Annotated in this window: 15 protein-coding genes; 8 read left to right on the forward strand and 7 right to left on the reverse strand. The window is 46.0% G+C overall.

All coding sequences use genetic code 11. From position 1 onward, the window contains the following. Positions 1-2 precede the first annotated feature (2 nt). The 3 genes from OQJ75_RS07005 to OQJ75_RS07015 all read right to left on the reverse strand — a co-directional run bounded on the left by OQJ75_RS07005 (position 3) and on the right by OQJ75_RS07015 (position 2,769). Positions 3-254, reverse strand: coding sequence for a DUF6482 family protein (locus OQJ75_RS07005; RefSeq protein ID WP_265972276.1), 252 nt, complete (start codon positions 252-254; stop codon positions 3-5). A gap of 131 nt (positions 255-385) precedes the next feature. Continuing rightward, a complete protein-coding gene (gene gorA / locus OQJ75_RS07010) occupies positions 386-1,741 on the reverse strand; it encodes a glutathione-disulfide reductase (protein WP_265972274.1) in 1,356 nt (451 codons plus the stop codon). A gap of 188 nt (positions 1,742-1,929) precedes the next feature. Then, a complete protein-coding gene (locus OQJ75_RS07015) occupies positions 1,930-2,769 on the reverse strand; it encodes a 23S rRNA (adenine(2030)-N(6))-methyltransferase RlmJ (protein WP_265972272.1) in 840 nt (279 codons plus the stop codon). A 280-nt stretch (positions 2,770-3,049) separates the two neighbouring features. Here OQJ75_RS07015 and prlC point away from each other — a divergent pair, with 280 nt between their 5' ends. After that, positions 3,050-5,092: an oligopeptidase A gene (prlC, locus tag OQJ75_RS07020; protein ID WP_265972270.1), complete on the forward strand. Its 2,043-nt coding sequence runs from the start codon at positions 3,050-3,052 to the stop codon at positions 5,090-5,092. Between the two features lie 68 nt (positions 5,093-5,160). Here the strand turns inward: prlC and asnC are convergent, their stop codons facing one another. Then, positions 5,161-5,625, reverse strand: coding sequence for a transcriptional regulator AsnC (gene asnC / locus OQJ75_RS07025; RefSeq protein ID WP_008218581.1), 465 nt, complete (start codon positions 5,623-5,625; stop codon positions 5,161-5,163). Positions 5,626-5,750: 125 nt separating this feature from the next. Between asnC and OQJ75_RS07030 the strand changes: the two genes are divergently transcribed. The 3 genes from OQJ75_RS07030 (at position 5,751) to OQJ75_RS07040 (ending at position 10,482) form a co-directional block, all read left to right on the forward strand. After that, positions 5,751-8,873, forward strand: coding sequence for an EAL domain-containing protein (locus tag OQJ75_RS07030; RefSeq protein WP_265972305.1), 3,123 nt, complete (start codon positions 5,751-5,753; stop codon positions 8,871-8,873). Positions 8,874-8,985: 112 nt separating this feature from the next. Then, complete coding sequence (locus OQJ75_RS07035) at positions 8,986-9,765, forward strand: class I SAM-dependent methyltransferase (RefSeq protein WP_017081709.1); 780 nt, start codon at positions 8,986-8,988, stop codon at positions 9,763-9,765. A 141-nt stretch (positions 9,766-9,906) separates the two neighbouring features. Then, on the forward strand, positions 9,907-10,482 hold the full coding sequence (locus tag OQJ75_RS07040; protein WP_102306673.1) for a hypothetical protein: 576 nt from the start codon (positions 9,907-9,909) through the stop codon (positions 10,480-10,482). A gap of 183 nt (positions 10,483-10,665) precedes the next feature. On the opposite strand, the gene OQJ75_RS07045 is transcribed toward OQJ75_RS07040, so the two are convergent. Beyond that, a complete protein-coding gene (locus OQJ75_RS07045) occupies positions 10,666-11,544 on the reverse strand; it encodes a carboxylate/amino acid/amine transporter (protein WP_265972263.1) in 879 nt (292 codons plus the stop codon). A 52-nt stretch (positions 11,545-11,596) separates the two neighbouring features. Further along, positions 11,597-12,031 carry a universal stress protein UspA gene (uspA, locus tag OQJ75_RS07050; RefSeq protein WP_102437838.1) on the reverse strand — a complete coding sequence of 145 codons (435 nt, stop codon included), beginning with the start codon at positions 12,029-12,031 and terminating at the stop codon, positions 11,597-11,599. Positions 12,032-12,218: 187 nt separating this feature from the next. Here uspA and ftnA point away from each other — a divergent pair, with 187 nt between their 5' ends. From ftnA to OQJ75_RS07065, 3 genes are all read left to right on the forward strand, one after another. After that, positions 12,219-12,746: a non-heme ferritin gene (gene ftnA / locus OQJ75_RS07055; protein ID WP_017109234.1), complete on the forward strand. Its 528-nt coding sequence runs from the start codon at positions 12,219-12,221 to the stop codon at positions 12,744-12,746. A 68-nt stretch (positions 12,747-12,814) separates the two neighbouring features. Next, on the forward strand, positions 12,815-13,138 hold the full coding sequence (gene uspB / locus OQJ75_RS07060) for a universal stress protein UspB (RefSeq protein ID WP_009848060.1): 324 nt from the start codon (positions 12,815-12,817) through the stop codon (positions 13,136-13,138). A gap of 250 nt (positions 13,139-13,388) precedes the next feature. Next, the gene (locus OQJ75_RS07065) at positions 13,389-14,582 is read left to right on the forward strand and encodes an NAD(P)/FAD-dependent oxidoreductase (RefSeq protein ID WP_265972259.1); all 1,194 of its coding nucleotides are present in this window, start codon (positions 13,389-13,391) and stop codon (positions 14,580-14,582) included. A gap of 123 nt (positions 14,583-14,705) precedes the next feature. On the opposite strand, the gene OQJ75_RS07070 is transcribed toward OQJ75_RS07065, so the two are convergent. After that, positions 14,706-15,611: a DMT family transporter gene (locus OQJ75_RS07070; RefSeq protein WP_265972257.1), complete on the reverse strand. Its 906-nt coding sequence runs from the start codon at positions 15,609-15,611 to the stop codon at positions 14,706-14,708. A gap of 138 nt (positions 15,612-15,749) precedes the next feature. On the opposite strand from OQJ75_RS07070, the gene rmuC reads away from it, so the two are divergent. Beyond that, complete coding sequence (rmuC, locus tag OQJ75_RS07075; RefSeq protein WP_265972255.1) at positions 15,750-17,282, forward strand: DNA recombination protein RmuC; 1,533 nt, start codon at positions 15,750-15,752, stop codon at positions 17,280-17,282. Positions 17,283-17,319: the final 37 nt, after the last annotated feature.

A 17,319-nucleotide genomic window follows, 5' to 3' on the forward strand; every position in this document is an offset into this window, starting at 1 on the left:
ATTTAACTCCACTTCAAATCAATCTCGAACGGTTGGGTGCTACCACAATGCTCACCACACATCTCGTCGTAGGCACTGTTATGAATGAGGGTTGCCGAGGCTACGCCTTGGTCACTAAAGTGGTCGCGTGCTTGGTTAACACTCAAAAACTTCATTGGGTGCTGGTGGTCGTCTTTAATTAACTTCTTTTGCTCGCCAATGATTTGGTAAGCCAAGTAAATCCCGCCTTCAAATGATTCAATTAGTAGATTCATCACAAACTCCTTTGTTGTTCTAGATAGGTCAGTATCTGTGTTACGTGGAGTTGAGAGGGAAGGTTCAAGAGTTGGCATAAAAAAAGCAGGCACGAGGCCTGCTTCTAAAGAGTGCTCAACTAAGGCGTTGATTATCTCATCGTTACGAACTCTTCGCTGCCCGTTGGGTGAATCGCAACAACAGAGTCGAAGTCAGCTTTGGTTGCGCCCATCTTCATTGCAACGCCGAAGCCTTGAATCATTTCATCAACAGTGAAACCTATGCCGTGTAGGCCAACTACAGTCTCTTCTTCGCCAGCACATACTAGTTTCATCTTACAAGGTTGACGGTGCTTGGTTACTGCTGTGTACATTGCCGTGAAGCCCGACGTGTAAACCTTGATGTTGTCTTTGCCGTATTGCTCTTCAGCTTCTTGAGTCGTTAGACCAATTGTGCCGATAGGTGGGTGGCTGAATACCACAGTAGGCACTAGCTTGTAGTCCATTTTCGCGTTGGTTTGACCGTTGAATAGACGCTCAGAAAGCTGACGACCTGCTTTAACAGCAACAGGAGTTAGCTCGATACCGCCTTCCATGATGTCGCCAACACAGTAGATGCCAGGAACATTAGTTGCTTGGAACTCGTCTACTTTGATGTAGCCACGGTCGTTAGTTGCAACGCCAGTTGATGCTAGGTTAATAGCGTCAGTTGCTGGGTGGCGACCGATAGCCCAGATTAGGTGGTCAACGTTTTGAGTGTTGCCGTTCTCTAGGTGTAGAGTCAGTGTGCCGTCTGCTTCTTTCACTACTTCTTTTGGAACAGAGTGTGTATGCAGTGTTGGGCCTTCCGCTTCCATTACTTCAACCAATGTCTCGATGATCATTGGGTCGAAGCTGCGAAGTGGTGAATCTTTACGACAGAACAGGTGTGTTTCTGTGCCAAGTGCGCTTAGTACGCCTGCGATCTCAACTGCGATGTAGCCCGCGCCGATAACAGCAACACGTTTAGGTTGCTCCATTAGGTCGAAGAAGCCATTTGAATCGATGCCGTATTCTGCACCCGGGATGTTTGGAATGGTTGGACGACCACCTACTGCGATCAGGATGTGATCCGCAGTGTAGTGCTCACCGTTAACTTCAACAGTCTTCTCGTCAACAAACTTAGCAAAGCCTTTGATTACGTTTACTTTGTTGTTACCAAGAACGCGATCGTAAGATTGGTGGATACGGCCAATGTACGCTTGGCGGTTTTCTACCAATTTGCTCCAGTTGAAGCCTTTTACGTCAACGTCGAAGCCGTAATCTTCAGAGTATAGGTTGATAGCTTCAGCAACTTGAGCGCCGTGCCACATTACCTTTTTAGGAACACAACCAACGTTTACACAAGTACCACCAAGGTCTTGAGCTTCGATAAGTGCAACCTTTGCACCGTGCATTGCTGCGCGGTTTGCTGATGCGATGCCGCCTGAACCGCCGCCGATACAGATGTAATCAAAATGAGTCGCCATTACTTTCTCCATTTATTGAAGGCTGTGGGTACAGTGAGCACACTGAACACCTACGTCCTATATATTCTTAAATTGTCTAATTATTATATTGAGGGCAGATCGGTTGAACTCAATCTCCCTGTTTAAAATTTATTCGTGTACGTCACAATCTACTGAATATTCGTCAGAGCATGACGTTAAGTTCGAGATTACTCGGGTACGATCCACTCTACTTTGAAATGACCGGTCGCCGGCGCAATTGCTTCCTTCAAGAATGGAAGAATCTCTTTCATTTGGCTTTCTAGCTTCCAAGGCGGGTTAATCACGATCATGCCTGATGCTGTCATGCCACGCTCGTTGGTGTCTGGTGATACGCCAAGTTCGATTTGTAGAATCTTGTTGATGCCTAAGCCTTCGAGACCTTCGATCATATCTTCGATATCACAGCGATTTACTACCGGGTACCAAATAGCGTAGATACCGGTTGCCCAGCGCTTATGGCTTTGAGCAATCGCCGTCACCACATCGCGGTACTCTCTTGCTAGCTCATAAGGCGGGTCGATAAGTACCAAACCACGACGCTCTTTTGGTGGCAGGCTGCCTTTTAAACGTTGGAAACCATCTTCTTTGTAGATAGATACCTGACGATCGCGGTGGAACTCTTGCTCAAGCAGCGGGTGATCGGCTGGGTGAAGCTCGGTCAGTACCATGCGGTCTTGGTCGCGCAGATGGGCACGTGCAACACGTGGTGAGCCTGGGTAGTAGCGCAGCTTGTCGCCGTTGTTTAGCGTTGAGATAGACTCAAGGTAGCTTTGAATGTCTTCAGGAAGTTCTGTTTGTTCCCAGACGCGTGCAATACCTTGTTTGTATTCGCCCGTTTTTTCAGACCATTCATGCGTTAAGTCGTAACGACCTACACCAGAGTGAGTATCATGATAAACAAAAGGCTTATCCTTCTGTTTCAAAGAATTAAGAATAAGGCTCTGTACGATATGCTTTACTACGTCGGCGTGGTTACCTGCGTGGAAGCTGTGGCGATAACTTAACAAATTAAACTCTCGTAACACTCTCGATTTAGAGTGTGGTTAGTGTAGGTGGGGTTAATCAGACTATTATAACCCTCAATGGACCATAAATTCTCGAACAATTCAGGAACAGTCGTGCGCAATATGTGGTTAGTTATTGGTTCTACTATTGAAATTTGCCTTATTGGGCACTATTTAATAACTATTCGCAGGTGATTTTTTTAGGGCGAACCTGAGCCTGATGACTGTAAGACGACCTCATTACAAAAAAGACGAAAGTCTCTAACGCCAAAGGAATGTTTATATGTCTAATCCGCTATTAACCTTCACGGACTTACCTCCGTTTTCACAAATCAAACCTGAGCACGTTAAGCCAGCGGTTGAGCAAGTGATTGAAGCGTGTCGCAACAAGATAGAACAAGTACTTGAAGGTAATACTTCACCAAGCTGGGACAACCTAGTTGCTCCGATTGAAGAAGTGGATGATCGTTTAGGCCGTATTTGGTCACCAGTAAGTCACATGAACTCTGTTGTGAACAGCGACGAACTGCGTGAAGCGTATGAGAGTTGCCTACCAGTACTGTCTGAGTACGGCACTTGGGTTGGTCAACACAAAGGCTTGTTTGAAGCGTACAAAGCGATCAAGGCGAGCGAAGCATTCTCGGCATTAAATCGAGCTCAACAAAAAACCATTACAGACGCACTGCGTGACTTCGAACTGTCGGGCATTGGTTTACCTGCAGACGAGCAGCACCGCTACGGCGAGATCAGCAAGCGCCAATCTGAGCTAGGCTCTCAGTTCTCAAATAACGTGCTTGATGCAACTATGGGTTGGAGCAAGCAGATCACAGACGTAGCTGAACTGGCGGGTATGCCTGAATCAGCACTGGCGGCAGCACAAGCCGCAGCTGAATCTAAAGAGCAAGAAGGTTACCTACTGACTCTGGACATCCCATCATACCTACCTGTGATGACTTACTGTGATAACCAAGAACTGCGTAAAGAGTTGTACGAAGCTTACGTAACTCGTGCTTCAGATCGCGGTCCAAATGCCGGCAAGTGGGACAACACTGAAATCATCACAGAACAGCTTAAACTGCGTCACGAGATCGCTCGCATGCTTGGTTTTAGTACCTACAGCGAGAAATCATTGTCGACTAAAATGGCAGAAACGCCAGATCAAGTGCTTGGCTTCCTTAACGACCTAGCAGTAAAAGCCAAACCACAAGGTGAACGCGAAGTTGAAGAGCTACGCCAGTTTGCAGAGAAAGAGTTTGGTGTCTCTGAGCTAAACCTGTGGGACATCGCTTACTACAGCGAAAAACAGAAGCAGAACCTGTTTGAGATTTCTGATGAAGAGCTTCGTCCATACTTCCCGGAGTCAAACGTGGTTTCAGGCCTGTTTGAGGTACTAAACCGTGTGTTTGGTATGTCGGTAACAGAGCGTGAAGGCGTAGACACTTGGCATGAGTCAGTTCGTTTCTTTGATATCTTTGATGCGACAGGTGCACTGCGCGGTAGCTTCTACCTAGATTTATACGCACGTGAGCACAAACGTGGCGGAGCTTGGATGGATGACTGTCGTGGTCGTCGTATTACTGAATCTGGCGAGCTACAAACACCTGTCGCTTACCTAACGTGTAACTTCAATAAACCTGTTGGTGATAAGCCAGCATTGTTTACTCACGATGAAGTCGTGACTCTGTTCCACGAGTTTGGCCACGGTATCCATCACATGCTAACGCAAGTTGAAGCGGGAGCAGTTGCGGGTATTAATGGTGTGCCTTGGGATGCCGTTGAGCTACCAAGTCAGTTCCTAGAAAACTGGTGTTGGGAAGAAGAAGCGCTGTCGTTCATCTCAGGTCACTTCGAAACGGGTGAAGCATTACCAAAAGAGATGCTAGAGAAGATGCTAGCGGCGAAGAACTTCCAATCTGCGATGTTTATCCTGCGCCAACTAGAGCTTGGTTTGTTCGACTTTACGTTGCACACAGAGTACGACCCAGAAGTGGGTGCTCGCGTACTAGAAACACTAGCAGACGTGAAATCTAAGGTGTCGGTACTGCCAAGCCTTGATTGGAACCGTTTCTCACACAGCTTTGGTCACATCTTTGCTGGTGGTTACAGTGCCGGTTACTACAGCTACCTGTGGGCAGAAGTGCTATCGGCAGATGCGTTCTCAGCATTTGAAGAAGAGGGTATTTTCAACACTGAAACGGGTAATCGCTTCCTGAACAACATACTAGAAATGGGTGGTAGTGAAGAGCCGATGGAGCTGTTCAAACGCTTCCGTGGTCGCGAGCCACAAATCGATGCGATGCTGCGTCATGCGGGTATCAGCGCTTAATATTGTGCTGAGCAGAATGTAAAAAGAGCCTCCTTGTGAGGCTCTTTTTGTATCTATTTATCAAACGATTATGGATTCACATTGCGATTGATAGGGTTCTGCAGTGAAATCAGTGTCTCTGTCGACTGCACCTCATCAATTGCCTGCAGTTTATCGATCAACACAAACTGCAGCTCTTCAATCGATTTACACATCAACTTAACGAAAATATTGTAAGCACCAGTGGTGTAGTACGCCTCAACCACCTCATCTAAGGCGTTCAGCTTGGCGATTGCCGAGTGATAATCTTTGGCAGCATTGAGGTTGATACCAATAAAGCAACACACGTCGTAACCCAGTTTTTTTGTGTTTACCACAACCTCGGTACGCTCAATAATGTCGGCCGATCTCATTTTCTCGATACGGACGTGAATAGTCGCAGGGCTTACGTCAAACTGCTTTGCCATCTCGGCATAAGGCGTACGAGCATCTTCCATCAAGGTTTTCAGAATGGCACGGTCTAGGTCATCGAGACGAGCGGTGGTTGTGGACATGCTTAACCCTTAGATTTAATGAAATTATATTGGCTAGAGTACATATCATAGCCAAGGGTGATAATATTAGCAGCAACGATGATGTTAGGGTGAATTCAGTGCGATTTTGGGTGTTATTTATTGCGATGTGTTGGAGCATATTTGCTTCGGCGCAGACAAAAGATGTATTGGTGATCCACTCCTACCATCAAGGTTTTTTCTGGACAGATGATTTCCATAAAGGACTATCTGATGAGCTCGATCGCGATGGTCTGTCTTATCGTGTCGTTTATCTTGATAGCAAACGCTCTCAAAATCCTGAATACCTTGAGCGTGTCTACCAGCTTTATCACACCAAGTTGATGCATGAAGAATTCGCTGCAGTTGTGGTGAGTGATAATAACGCGCTCAATCTAATGAAGCGTCTCGCGCCCGATCTCAAAGATACGCCCGTCATCTTTGGCGGTATCAACAATTTCTCCCCTCAAATGATTGAAGGCTTAAATGCGACCGGCATTACCGAAGACATAGATTTGGTTGGCAACATAGAGCTGATCAAGCGCCTTCAAGCGACCGTAAAGAAGATCTACATTGTTACCGACCACTCAGTTACAGGTGAGGCCATTCGTTCTCAAATCGATCTGTTCATCAAAACCCATCCGGACTTTTCCGATCTCGTTGAGCACTATGTGCCGGATTCTTACCAAGAGTTAATGGCCTTTTCTCAACGTGCTGACCTAGGCAAGAGCTTGCTGTTTTGGGCGTATTACCGCGATGCACAAGGTAGAGTGAGTAACGATGAGGATTGGCGACAACTGAATATCAAGACCCAAATGCCACTGTACATGGTGCACGATCTCGGACTAGGTTTTGGTGCGATTGGTGGTGTGATTCAAAGTGGTGAAACGCAAGGTCGAGATACAGGACGCGTGCTGCTGAGTGTGCTGAACAATCCTAAGGCTCCATTGCCATTGGTGGTTGCTGGCGCGCCAGAAATCAAACTCGATTACCAACAGATCTCACGTTGGGATCTGGGCGCAGAGAATGAAGCCTCGGTGACCTTCCTCAATAAGCCGAAGTCATTTCTAGTACGCTACCGCGATGAAATTCGTACCATAGGTTTGTTGTTTTTGGTGATGTCGTGTGTCATCGCGACCTTGGTGTATTACCTCAATCGCCTTAAAAAAAGTGAACGTGCCAGCCGAAAAAGTCAGTTGCTGCTTGAGTCGATATTCGACCAAAGCCTACAGTTTATGGGCATCATTGATAAGGGTGGTGTGCTGCTGTCGAGTAACAGCAAGCTGCATGAGCTGCTTTATAATCAAGGCTATAAACTGGGAACGCCTCTACAACAACACCAACATTGGGAAAGTTCTGCGCGAGAAGTGCTAGCCGACTATTTCATCGCAAAAAGTGAGCACCCAGCGTTACGATTTGAAGCCGAGGTGTGGTGTCGAGATCGCGGTGCGATGGTGTTGGATATTTCATTGAAGCCGATGCCGGGCAGTGAAGAAGAAGACATTCAGTTTCTCTTTGAGGCGCGCGACGTGACCTCGCGTAAGCTTGCTGAGAATAAGTTGTTCCAGCGTGAAGCGAACCTTAAGCTGTATTACGACAAACAACCCGTGATGATGATTACGCTCGATGGCAATAATCGCATTCAACAAGTCAATCAGTTTGCTGAGCAGTTACTAGGCTATCCGCTAGACCAGCTACTAGGTCATCGTCCTAGAGAGTTCTATGTCGATGAAAACTCAATGATCCCGCGTCATATCTTATTGCAACCACAACATAAGATTCGTGGCGTATGGCGTCGTGATATTGAATATCGCCATGCTAATGGCAGCACTATCTGGATTCGTGAAAACATTCGCCCGTTGGTTGAGTCTGATCAGTTGTTGATTGTTGGAGAAGACATTACCGAAACTCGTGAGTTGTCTGAAAAGCTAGAATATCAAGCTCGTTATGATTTGCTGACGGACACGTTTAACCGTAACCACTTTGAGCAAGAGCTGCAAAAGGCGCTCAAAGAGGTTGAGAGCCACATGCGAACTCACGCGATGTTGTTCTTGGATTTAGACCAACTTAAGGTCTTGAACGATACGGCGGGGCATGAAGCGGGAGATGCCGCAATCATGTTTAGTGCTAAGCTGCTGGAAGAGGTTCTGCCCTACAATGCCGTGTTAGCGCGAATGGGTGGTGACGAATTTGCAGTACTAATGAAAGACTGTACTGAGCGAGATGCGGTGAATGTGTGTCGCAGTATTATCTCGACGATGAGCGAGAACCCATTCTTGTGGGGTGATATTCGCCTTAATCTTACCAGCTCTATTGGTATCCGATTGATTGACCATACTGCAGCCTCACCACAGATGGTACATGCTCAGGCCGATGCTGCTTGCCATGCTGCTAAAGAGGAAGGGCGTAACCGTTACAACCTTTACCATCAAGATGATGAAGACTTGCGTCGTCGTCACCTAGAGATGGAATGCGTGAATCTAGTGCATGAGGCTTTGGCTAACGATCGCTTAGAGTTGTTTGCTCAGCGCATTCTTGGTTTAGACAAAGACAGCGAGAAAATGCACTTCGAAATCTTGGTTCGCATCAAGAATATCCACGGTGAATACATCTCTCCGGGGATTTTCATGCCAGCCTCAGAGCGCTATAACATAGCGCATTTGATTGACCGCCAAGTTGTCAGTCAAACCTTGAGTTGGTTGGAGCAACGCCCTGAGGTTATTGAGGAACTAGGGATGTGTTCAATCAACCTTTCTGGTCATTCGATGGGTAATCGAGAATTTGTCGAATTCTTGATTGAGAGCTTGAGAGACTCGTCGATACCGTGCCATAAAATCTGTTTAGAGATCACCGAAACGGCTGCGATGAGTAACATGAAGCAGGCGATCAAGTTCTTTACTCGAATCAAAGAGCTTGGCTGTATGATTGCACTGGATGATTTTGGCTCTGGATTATCGTCGTTTGGCTACCTGAAGAAACTGCCGGTCGACATCGTGAAGATCGATGGCTTGTTTGTGCGTGATATTGCTGTCAATGAGATGGACCATGTGATGGTTCGCTCGATCAATGATTTAGCTAAGCAAATGGGCAAACACACAGTGGCTGAGTTTGTTGAAAATACCCAGATAATCGACAAGCTGATCGAACTTGGTGTGAACTACGCACAGGGTTACATCATAGGCCGACCTAAGCCACTCGCGGAGCTCGTTGAAGAGTTAAGACAAGAACGAGAGACAGAGCCATTGGTTTAGGTAAGCCGACTTTAGCCGGGAATACTTTTCACCGCTAATATGTATTGTTGAGGCAATCAGGTAAACTGGTTGCCTCTTTTGTTTTGAATACTACTGTCTGTTGGAGACGACCTTGCAACTACAACTGATTTGCGAAGATGCTACCCAAATCGATCATCTAAATGACTTAGCGACCCGTTGGAATTTATCTCATGATGAAAACAGCGATTTTGCTTTGGTACTGACTTGCGAGCGACTTGAGCTACGTAAAGTCGATGAGCCTAAGCTTGGCGCTATTTTTGTTGATTTAGTGGGAGGCGCAGTCGGTCACAGACGTAAGTTTGGCGGTGGTAAAGGTCAGGCGATTGCTAAAGCGGCAGGTTTAAACAAAGGTGCAACGCCAACTATCCTCGATGGTACCGCTGGTCTAGGACGTGATGCGTTTGTGTTGGCGTCGTTGGGCTGTAAAGTACAGATGGTCGAGCGTCACCCTGTTGTGGCAGCACTGCTCGATGATGGCTTGCAGCGAGCTCAGCAAGACCCTGACATCGGTGGTTGGGTAACTGAACGTATGAAGTTGATTCATGCTTCAAGTCACGATGCGTTAGATAAACTCAGCAACGATCCAAATTTCGAACAGCCTGATGTGGTCTACCTAGACCCAATGTACCCGCATCCTGAGAACAAGAAGAAATCGGCGTTGGTTAAGAAAGAGATGCGTGTATTCCAATCATTGGTGGGTGCCGATATGGATGCTGATGCTTTATTGCAACCAGCCCTTAAACTCGCATCTAAGCGAGTTGTGGTCAAAAGACCGGATTACGCAGCATGGTTAGATGAGCAAAAACCAAGCATGGCGATCGAAACCAAAAAGAACCGTTTTGATGTGTATGTGAAAGCATCAATGACTTAATTGAAGCATCAATAACTTAGAGACACGCTAAGAAAGTTTCCCGTCATAAATACGATAAATTGCCATTTAACACTTGCGATAGTCGCGTTACGGATGTATATCTAACTAAGAATCATTATTATTCTTAGCTGGAGTTGTAGCATGGCTAAACGCTTTTGTAAGTTAAACCGTCGAGATATCACTGAACACCTAGGCGAGATCCACAGCTTGGTTACCCAACCTAAGTTTGTGTGTCGTTCTTGTGCGCGTTCTTCGGCGGATCAAGCGAACCTGTGCAAACCAACAGCAATCCCACCGATTGATTGTCAGAATAAACCCGTTGAAGAAAAAGTCGCGTGTGGTCTACTTGCCGAAACATTGCCAACTCCAGAAGTCTCTCTTATCGAAGTCATGGACAGTGCTGAGCCAGTTGTACAAATCTTTGACCCTGCGGTTGTAGCAACAGCGGATAAAGTCGCGTTGAAGAAAGCCAAGCTGAAAAAACTGATGGCGAAGGCGAGCGGTGATGAAAAAGCTGAACTCAAGCAAGCGAAGAAAGCGGCGAAGAAACAAGAGAAGTACAACAAAAAGCTAGCGAAGATGATTAAGAAGCAGCAAAAGCTGTTTAAGAAAAGCCAAAAACTGGAAAGTGACCTTGAACGCATCAACCTACAACTTGATGACGTTGCCTTCACTGAAACCAAGACTCAGGTCGTGAGCCACAATCACATCCACTGAAGTTAATTCGAAGCGCTTATTGCTACACAGATGATTTAAAAAGAGCGACCTACGGTCGCTCTTTTGCTTTCTGGGTATTATTTAAAACAAGAACCTTGCTAGTCAAACAAAGCCTGTTAGCTAAATAGAGCTTGTTAGTTAACTAAAGCTTGTCAGCTAAATACAGATTGTTAGTTCAACGCGCTAGGCGTTGGCAGCATCTCTCGCAACACGCTTCTTAACCCAAGTTTCATTAACCCATAAAGACAGCAAGATAACCCCACCACCGATGGAAAGTCGTACCAAGTCGACATCTCTGTTCCAAATCAGGATGTTCACCACAAGTCCCGCAGGAACCAATGCATTGTTCATTACCGCCAGTGCGCCAGCGTTTACCATGCACGCGCCTTTGTTCCACATAAAGTAACCCAGCCCTGAAGCAATTAAGCCGAGGTAGAGCAGGATTCCCCATTGAAGTGTGGTCGTAGGCAGTTTCTCTGGGTTGCCCAGTAGTATGAAAGCAACCGAAGCCACACACAGAGCGCCTAAATAGAAATAACCAAACACCGTGTGTTGAGGTAATTCAGTCGCTTCTTTTTCCATCACCACCTTGTAGCCAACCTGACCGATAGCAAAACATAGGTTCGCGCCTTGCACGACAAGGAAGCCGATTAAAAAGTTTTCATTGATGCCCGCGAATTTAATAAACACCGCGCCTAATACCGCAATAGCAGCGGTCACTAGGTACCACGGAGAGAATTGTCCTTTGAGAAAGTCATAAATTAGCGTGACGTAAATTGGGGTAAAGACAGTAAACAAAAGGACTTCAGGAACGGATAGCAGTAAGAAAGACTGATAGTAGAAGCAGTACATCAGGCCAAGCTGGATACCACCAATTGCCATCAATTTAGCGATCAGTTTACGCGAGATGCCGCGAAACTTTAGGAAAGGAAGAAATACGACGCCAGCAAGGGCAACACGCATTAATACAGAGAACCAAGAATCAACCTGACCCGCAAGGTAAACGCCGATCAGGCTAAAGGAGAAGGCCCATAGGAGGGTAACACCAGCTAAATAGCTCATAGAGAAACTTCGTTAATAAGATATGAGCTGTATGTTACCTAACCTTAAATCATTAGTCTTCTGAATCTCTTAGAGGCACGACCAGCATATCAACCGGAGAAGCGTTGATCAGTTGTCGTGTTGACGAAAGCAGCTTGCTCCAAAAGTCTTGATGGTGACCGCAAACCACGAGATCAACATTGAACTCGTTGATGGTGTCACACAGCTCATGACTCAGGTCGCCACTGCCTACTAAGGTGTGGGTGATAGGGTACTGAGCATGTTCAGCAAAATTTTGTAGCTGAACACGAGATGCTTCCATCGCGTTATGCTGAGTTTCTGCCATGTTGATGTCGATAAGGCCGGTATACAGCTCGGCATAGTTAATATCAATATGGATAAAAGAGACTTTTGCCTCTAATGGCTTAGCCAGTGCTACCGCTTTATCGACAATCAATTTACTGTCATCAGATAAATCGACCGCAACCAAAATATGTTTGTAACTCATATTGCTACCTCCCTATTCATTGTCTAATTAAAGATTAGCACTATGCGATGGCTTTTTTTGCTGAAGTGATCTCATATCCATCGTCTTGCGTACTGGTTCTGTAAATTGTTGGTTAAGTAATGGTCAGCGAGATATTAATTAAATAGTGATATAGTAGAGAAAACTAAGGTGTAATCAGGAGACTTAAATGCTGTCTAAAACAATGGTTGATCAACTCAACGATCAAATTAATCTAGAATTTTTCTCATCCAACCTATACTTACAAATGAGTGCTTGGTGTGAAGACAAAGGATTTGAAGGTGCAGCAGAGTTTCTGCGTGTTCATGCAGTAGAAGAAATGGAACACATGCAGCGTCTTTTCACTTACGTTAGTGAAACAGGTGCAATGCCAATTCTAGGTGCGATTGAAGCGCCAAAACATGAATTCGACAGCCTTGGTGCCGTGTTCCGTGAAACATACGAACATGAGCAAATGATCACTGAAAAAATCAACAAACTGGCTCACGTTGCTTTCACATCACAAGATTACTCAACCTTTAACTTCCTGCAATGGTACGTTGCAGAGCAACACGAAGAAGAGAAGTTGTTTAAAGGTGTATTGGATAAGCTAGAACTTGTTGGTGAAGACGGTAAAGCACTGTTCTTTATTGATAAAGACCTAGCGCAATTGGCAAAAGATGGTTCATCTTCAATTATGGAAGCTCCTGCCGTTTAGGTAGTACGAGAAAGACACTGATTATCTTTTTCTTTTGAGTTTTCTTATGAAGATGTAGGGAGGAAAGGATGATCAGCGGCGACACTATTCTATTTGCACTAATGGTTGTGACTTGCGTGAACTGGGCGCGTTATTTTACTGCGCTAAGAACGCTTATTTATATTATGCGAGAAGCGCATCCTCTACTTTATCAACAAGTAGACGGAGGCGGTTTTTTCACAACCCATGGCAATATGACCAAACAGGTTCGCCTGTTCAGTTACATCAAAAGCAAAGAGTATCACCACCATCATGACGAAGTTTTTACTTCTAAGTGTGATCGCGTAAGACAGTTATTCATCCTCTCTTCCGCTCTGCTAGGTGTAACCTTGCTGTCTTCTTTCATCGTCTAAGTGTTTTAGTACGTGTGAAGTCTAGCTTAGGTTTTGGTGTGAAGCTTCGGTTGTTGGTTCGCTAAGCCAAGTAGTGGTTTTGCTGCTGTCTGCAAATTGTACAATTGAACATCAATTGCAAAGTTTAAAATTGCCGCTAAAATAGCGAGCAATTAGTAAGGATGTGCTGTTTATGCACATCCTTTTTTATTGATGGCATTTCGAGAACAGGGCGTACTCGGGCTGCAAAAGTGAAGAAAAGCAGAACCACATGAGTGAAAAATTTGATGTAATCGTAATTGGTGCGGGCGCCGCGGGCTTAATGTGTGCTGCGGAAGCTGGTAAACGCGGCCGACGAGTGCTGGTGGTTGATCATGCAAAGAAACCAGGCAGAAAAATTTTAATCTCAGGTGGCGGTCGTTGTAACTTCACCAACTATGATGTTTCAGCCAACAACTTCCTGTGTAATAACCCTCACTTCGTGAAGTCAGCTTTATCTCAATACACCAACTGGGATTTTATCTCGATGGTGAGCAAGTACGGCATTGAGTTCGAAGAGCGTGATCACGGCCAGTTGTTCTGTGTGAATGACCACACAGCAAAAGACATCGTGAGCATGCTGCTTGACGAGTGTAAGCTGGCGAAAGTTGAACAACGCTACCGTGGTGATGTTCACTCTATCGAAAAGACTGATTCTGGTTTCAAGATGCACCTTAACACCGACGAAGTTGAGTGTGACTCGCTAGTTGTCGCGACAGGCGGTTTATCGATGCCTAAGCTCGGCGCAACCCCATTTGGCTACAAGATTGCAGAGCAGTTTGGCTTATCAGTCATGCCAACTACCGCAGGCTTAGTGCCATTCACTCTGCATAAAGAAGATAAAGAAGCTTTCGCAGAGCTTTCTGGTATCGCAATTCCTGCCGAGATCACCGCGCAAGACGGGACCTTATTTAAAGAAGCACTGTTGTTTACGCATCGTGGCCTATCGGGCCCTTCAGTTCTGCAAATTTCTTCGTTCTGGAAAGCGGGTCAATCGGTTTCGATTAATCTAGTACCAGAAGTCGATGTAGCTGAGCTGCTGGCTAACTCTCGCGAGAAACACCCAAATCAGAGTCTGAAAAACACGCTGGCGAAAGCATTACCAAAGCGTTTCGTTGAGGTGCTGATTGATCGTAAAGAGCTGGAAGACAAGCCGCTCAAGCAGTTCAATGAAAAACAGCTGAACGACATCGTAGAGCACCTAGAAAATTGGAAAATCGCGCCAAACGGCACCGAAGGCTACCGAACGGCTGAAGTGACTCTAGGCGGCGTCGATACCAATCACCTATCTTCAAAAACCATGGAATGTAAGAGCGTGTCTGGCCTCTACTTCATCGGTGAAGTGATGGACGTAACAGGCTGGTTAGGTGGCTATAACTTCCAATGGTGTTGGAGTTCTGGGTTTGCAGCAGGTCAGTGGGTGTAAGCACTGCGCTTATCCATTAGTTCAGGTTACATAAAAATGGCGAGTCATATGACTCGCCATTTTTGTATCTAGTTCAGAGCTGAAATTAACTAAGTTGATGGTTTTCGCAGTCAATCGGCGCTTTTAGTTCTCATTAGCAACGGTCTTGTTTTTTGAAAACTTGATCTGTTGAATCACCAAACCGGCAATGATCAGCACCAAACCAAACAGTGTTGCAGGGTGAATTTCTTCGCCAATAATGGTCGAAAGTAGCATCAACGAGATAAACGGTGAGGCGAAAATTAGGTTACTGATACGTGCCGTGTTGTTGGTTAGCTTCAATGCCGATAGCCACAGCACAAAGGTAATCCCCATCTCAAATAGGCCAACGTAAGTCACCGCCATCCAACCTTTCGCTGTGATTTGGCTAAAGCTTTCGCCCTCATAAATAGTTAAACCAATCGCGAATGGCAACGCCACTAAGAATCCAAGCAGTACGCCAACCACAGGGTCAGCCTTGTTTTTGGTGTTGAGAATCCAGTAGCCTGCCCAAAGTAGGGTTGAAAGCAGCGCCAATGCTACACCAAGTGGGCTATCGAACTGCATGCCTAGCACGTCGCCTTTGGTGGCAATGACCACGACACCTGCATAGCTGAAGGTACACGCAATCCAATCTTGCTTACGAATCTTTTGTCCCAGAAAAAGCGCTGCCATTAAAGTTAGGGTGATTGCCCAGCTGTAGTTAATAGCTTGAGCTTGAGAAGCGGGCAGCAGGTCGTATGCTTTGAAGAGAATCAGGTAGTAAGCTAGTGGGTTAACCAAACCAAGCAGTAGGTAATACCAAGGGTTTGAAAGAAACGTAGTACTCAGCTGAGAAAGCTTACCTTGAAAGGCGCAAACGGCGATAAGCGCAATCGACGATACAATGCTAGCAATGGTCAGCATTTGAATCGGTGAAAACTCAGCAAGGGTCAGCTTAAAAGCAGTAGCGACCGTTGACCACAGTAGCACTGCGGAAAGACCAAAACCCAAGGCACGACGTTCGTTCATAGCAACTCATTCTAATTTGATGGGACAGAATACGGAGCGCTTAGTCTATCTGTCGAATTTTAATACGGCAAACTGGACATTTATCCAGTATCAAAATACCATTTAATGAGTTATTTCCAATTAGGCTAAATCATTATCATGCAATGGATTATCGAACATCAGGCAACGCTTATTGCTGCAATTTCTGGCGCGCTCGTCAGCGGCGGTGTCGTGGGTTGGTGGATTAAACAGAAGCTCTCTTTTCAGCAGCGATTGCTCGAGCAGCAGCTAGAGTCTGATCGTTTGTTGCATGAGTCTCAACAGGCGCAGCTCAAGTCATCGCTCGCAGAGGCGCAACAAGAACTGGATGAGCTTGACGATGATCGAGATAAAGCAGCATTCGAGCTCAAGCAAGCGCACGGCAAGGTGATGGCCGCAATGGAAAAGCTGCGCTATTTTGAAGCCGTGAAACAAGAGCGCCAGCAGTACGCCGATGATATCAATGTTCTTAAGGAGCATAAGTCTGAGTTAGAGGCTGAACTTCGAGAACAAGAAGCAAGACACGATCAAGAAAACCTCGCCAACAATGAAAAGCTGCAATTGTTAGAACAAGCGGAATTTCGATTGAAGCAACAGTTTGAACTGTTAGCAAATCAACTGTTTGAGAGCAAAACCGCCAAGGTCGATCAGCAGAATAAGCAGAGCTTAGAAGGTTTATTGTCTCCACTAAGAGAGCAGTTGGAAGGCTTCAAGAAACAAGTGAACGACAGCTTTAGCCAAGAGGCCAAAGAGCGCCATACCTTGGTGCATGAGCTGAAAAACCTGCAGCGCCTTAATGAGAGCATGACGCGTGAAGCGGTGAACCTGACTCAGGCGTTAAAGGGTGACAACAAACAACAAGGTAACTGGGGCGAGGTGGTACTGGCTCGCGTGCTGGCTGAATCAGGGCTGCGCGAAGGCCATGAATACCAAACGCAAGTGAACCTGCAAAACGATGCAGGCAAGCGTTACCAACCGGATGTGATTGTGCATTTGCCACAAGACAAGCAAGTGGTGGTGGATTCAAAAATGGCCTTGGTGGCGTTTGAGCGTTACTTCAATGCTGAAACCGATCAGCAGCGTGATGCTGCGCTGCGTGATCACTTGGTGTCACTGCGAGCGCACATAAAAGGGTTAAGCCAGAAAGATTATCATCAGCTTAAAGGCATTCAGAGCCTTGATTATGTGCTGATGTTTATTCCGGTAGAGCCTGCGTTTCAGGTGGCGATTCAAGCCGATCCTAGCTTAGTCAAAGATGCGATGGAGCAAAACATTATCTTGGTCAGCCCAACCACCCTGCTGGTGGCACTGCGTACTATTGATAACTTGTGGCGCAATGAGAGGCAGAACCAAAATGCGCAAGTTATTGCGGAGCGAGCGAGCAAACTTTACGACAAACTACGCTTATTCGTTGATGATATGGAAGGCCTTGGCAGCTCACTTGATAGAGCCAACCAAAGCTACCAAGGGGCAATGAATAAGCTGGTGACTGGACGTGGCAATGTGATTCGTCAGGCTGAAAGCTTCAAACAACTTGGTGTTGAAGTGAAGAAACCGATCTCGATTGGTTTGGCTGAAATGGCGCAAAATGAGGCTTTTTCAGAAAATGCCTCCTTAGTAGAAAGACAACCTGCTGAGGATAAAGTAAACTAATCGGCCGCAGCGCCTCTAAATACAAAGAGCGCTGTCG

Source organism: Vibrio sp. 14G-20 (assembly GCF_026241515.1).
GTDB lineage: Bacteria > Pseudomonadota > Gammaproteobacteria > Enterobacterales > Vibrionaceae > Vibrio.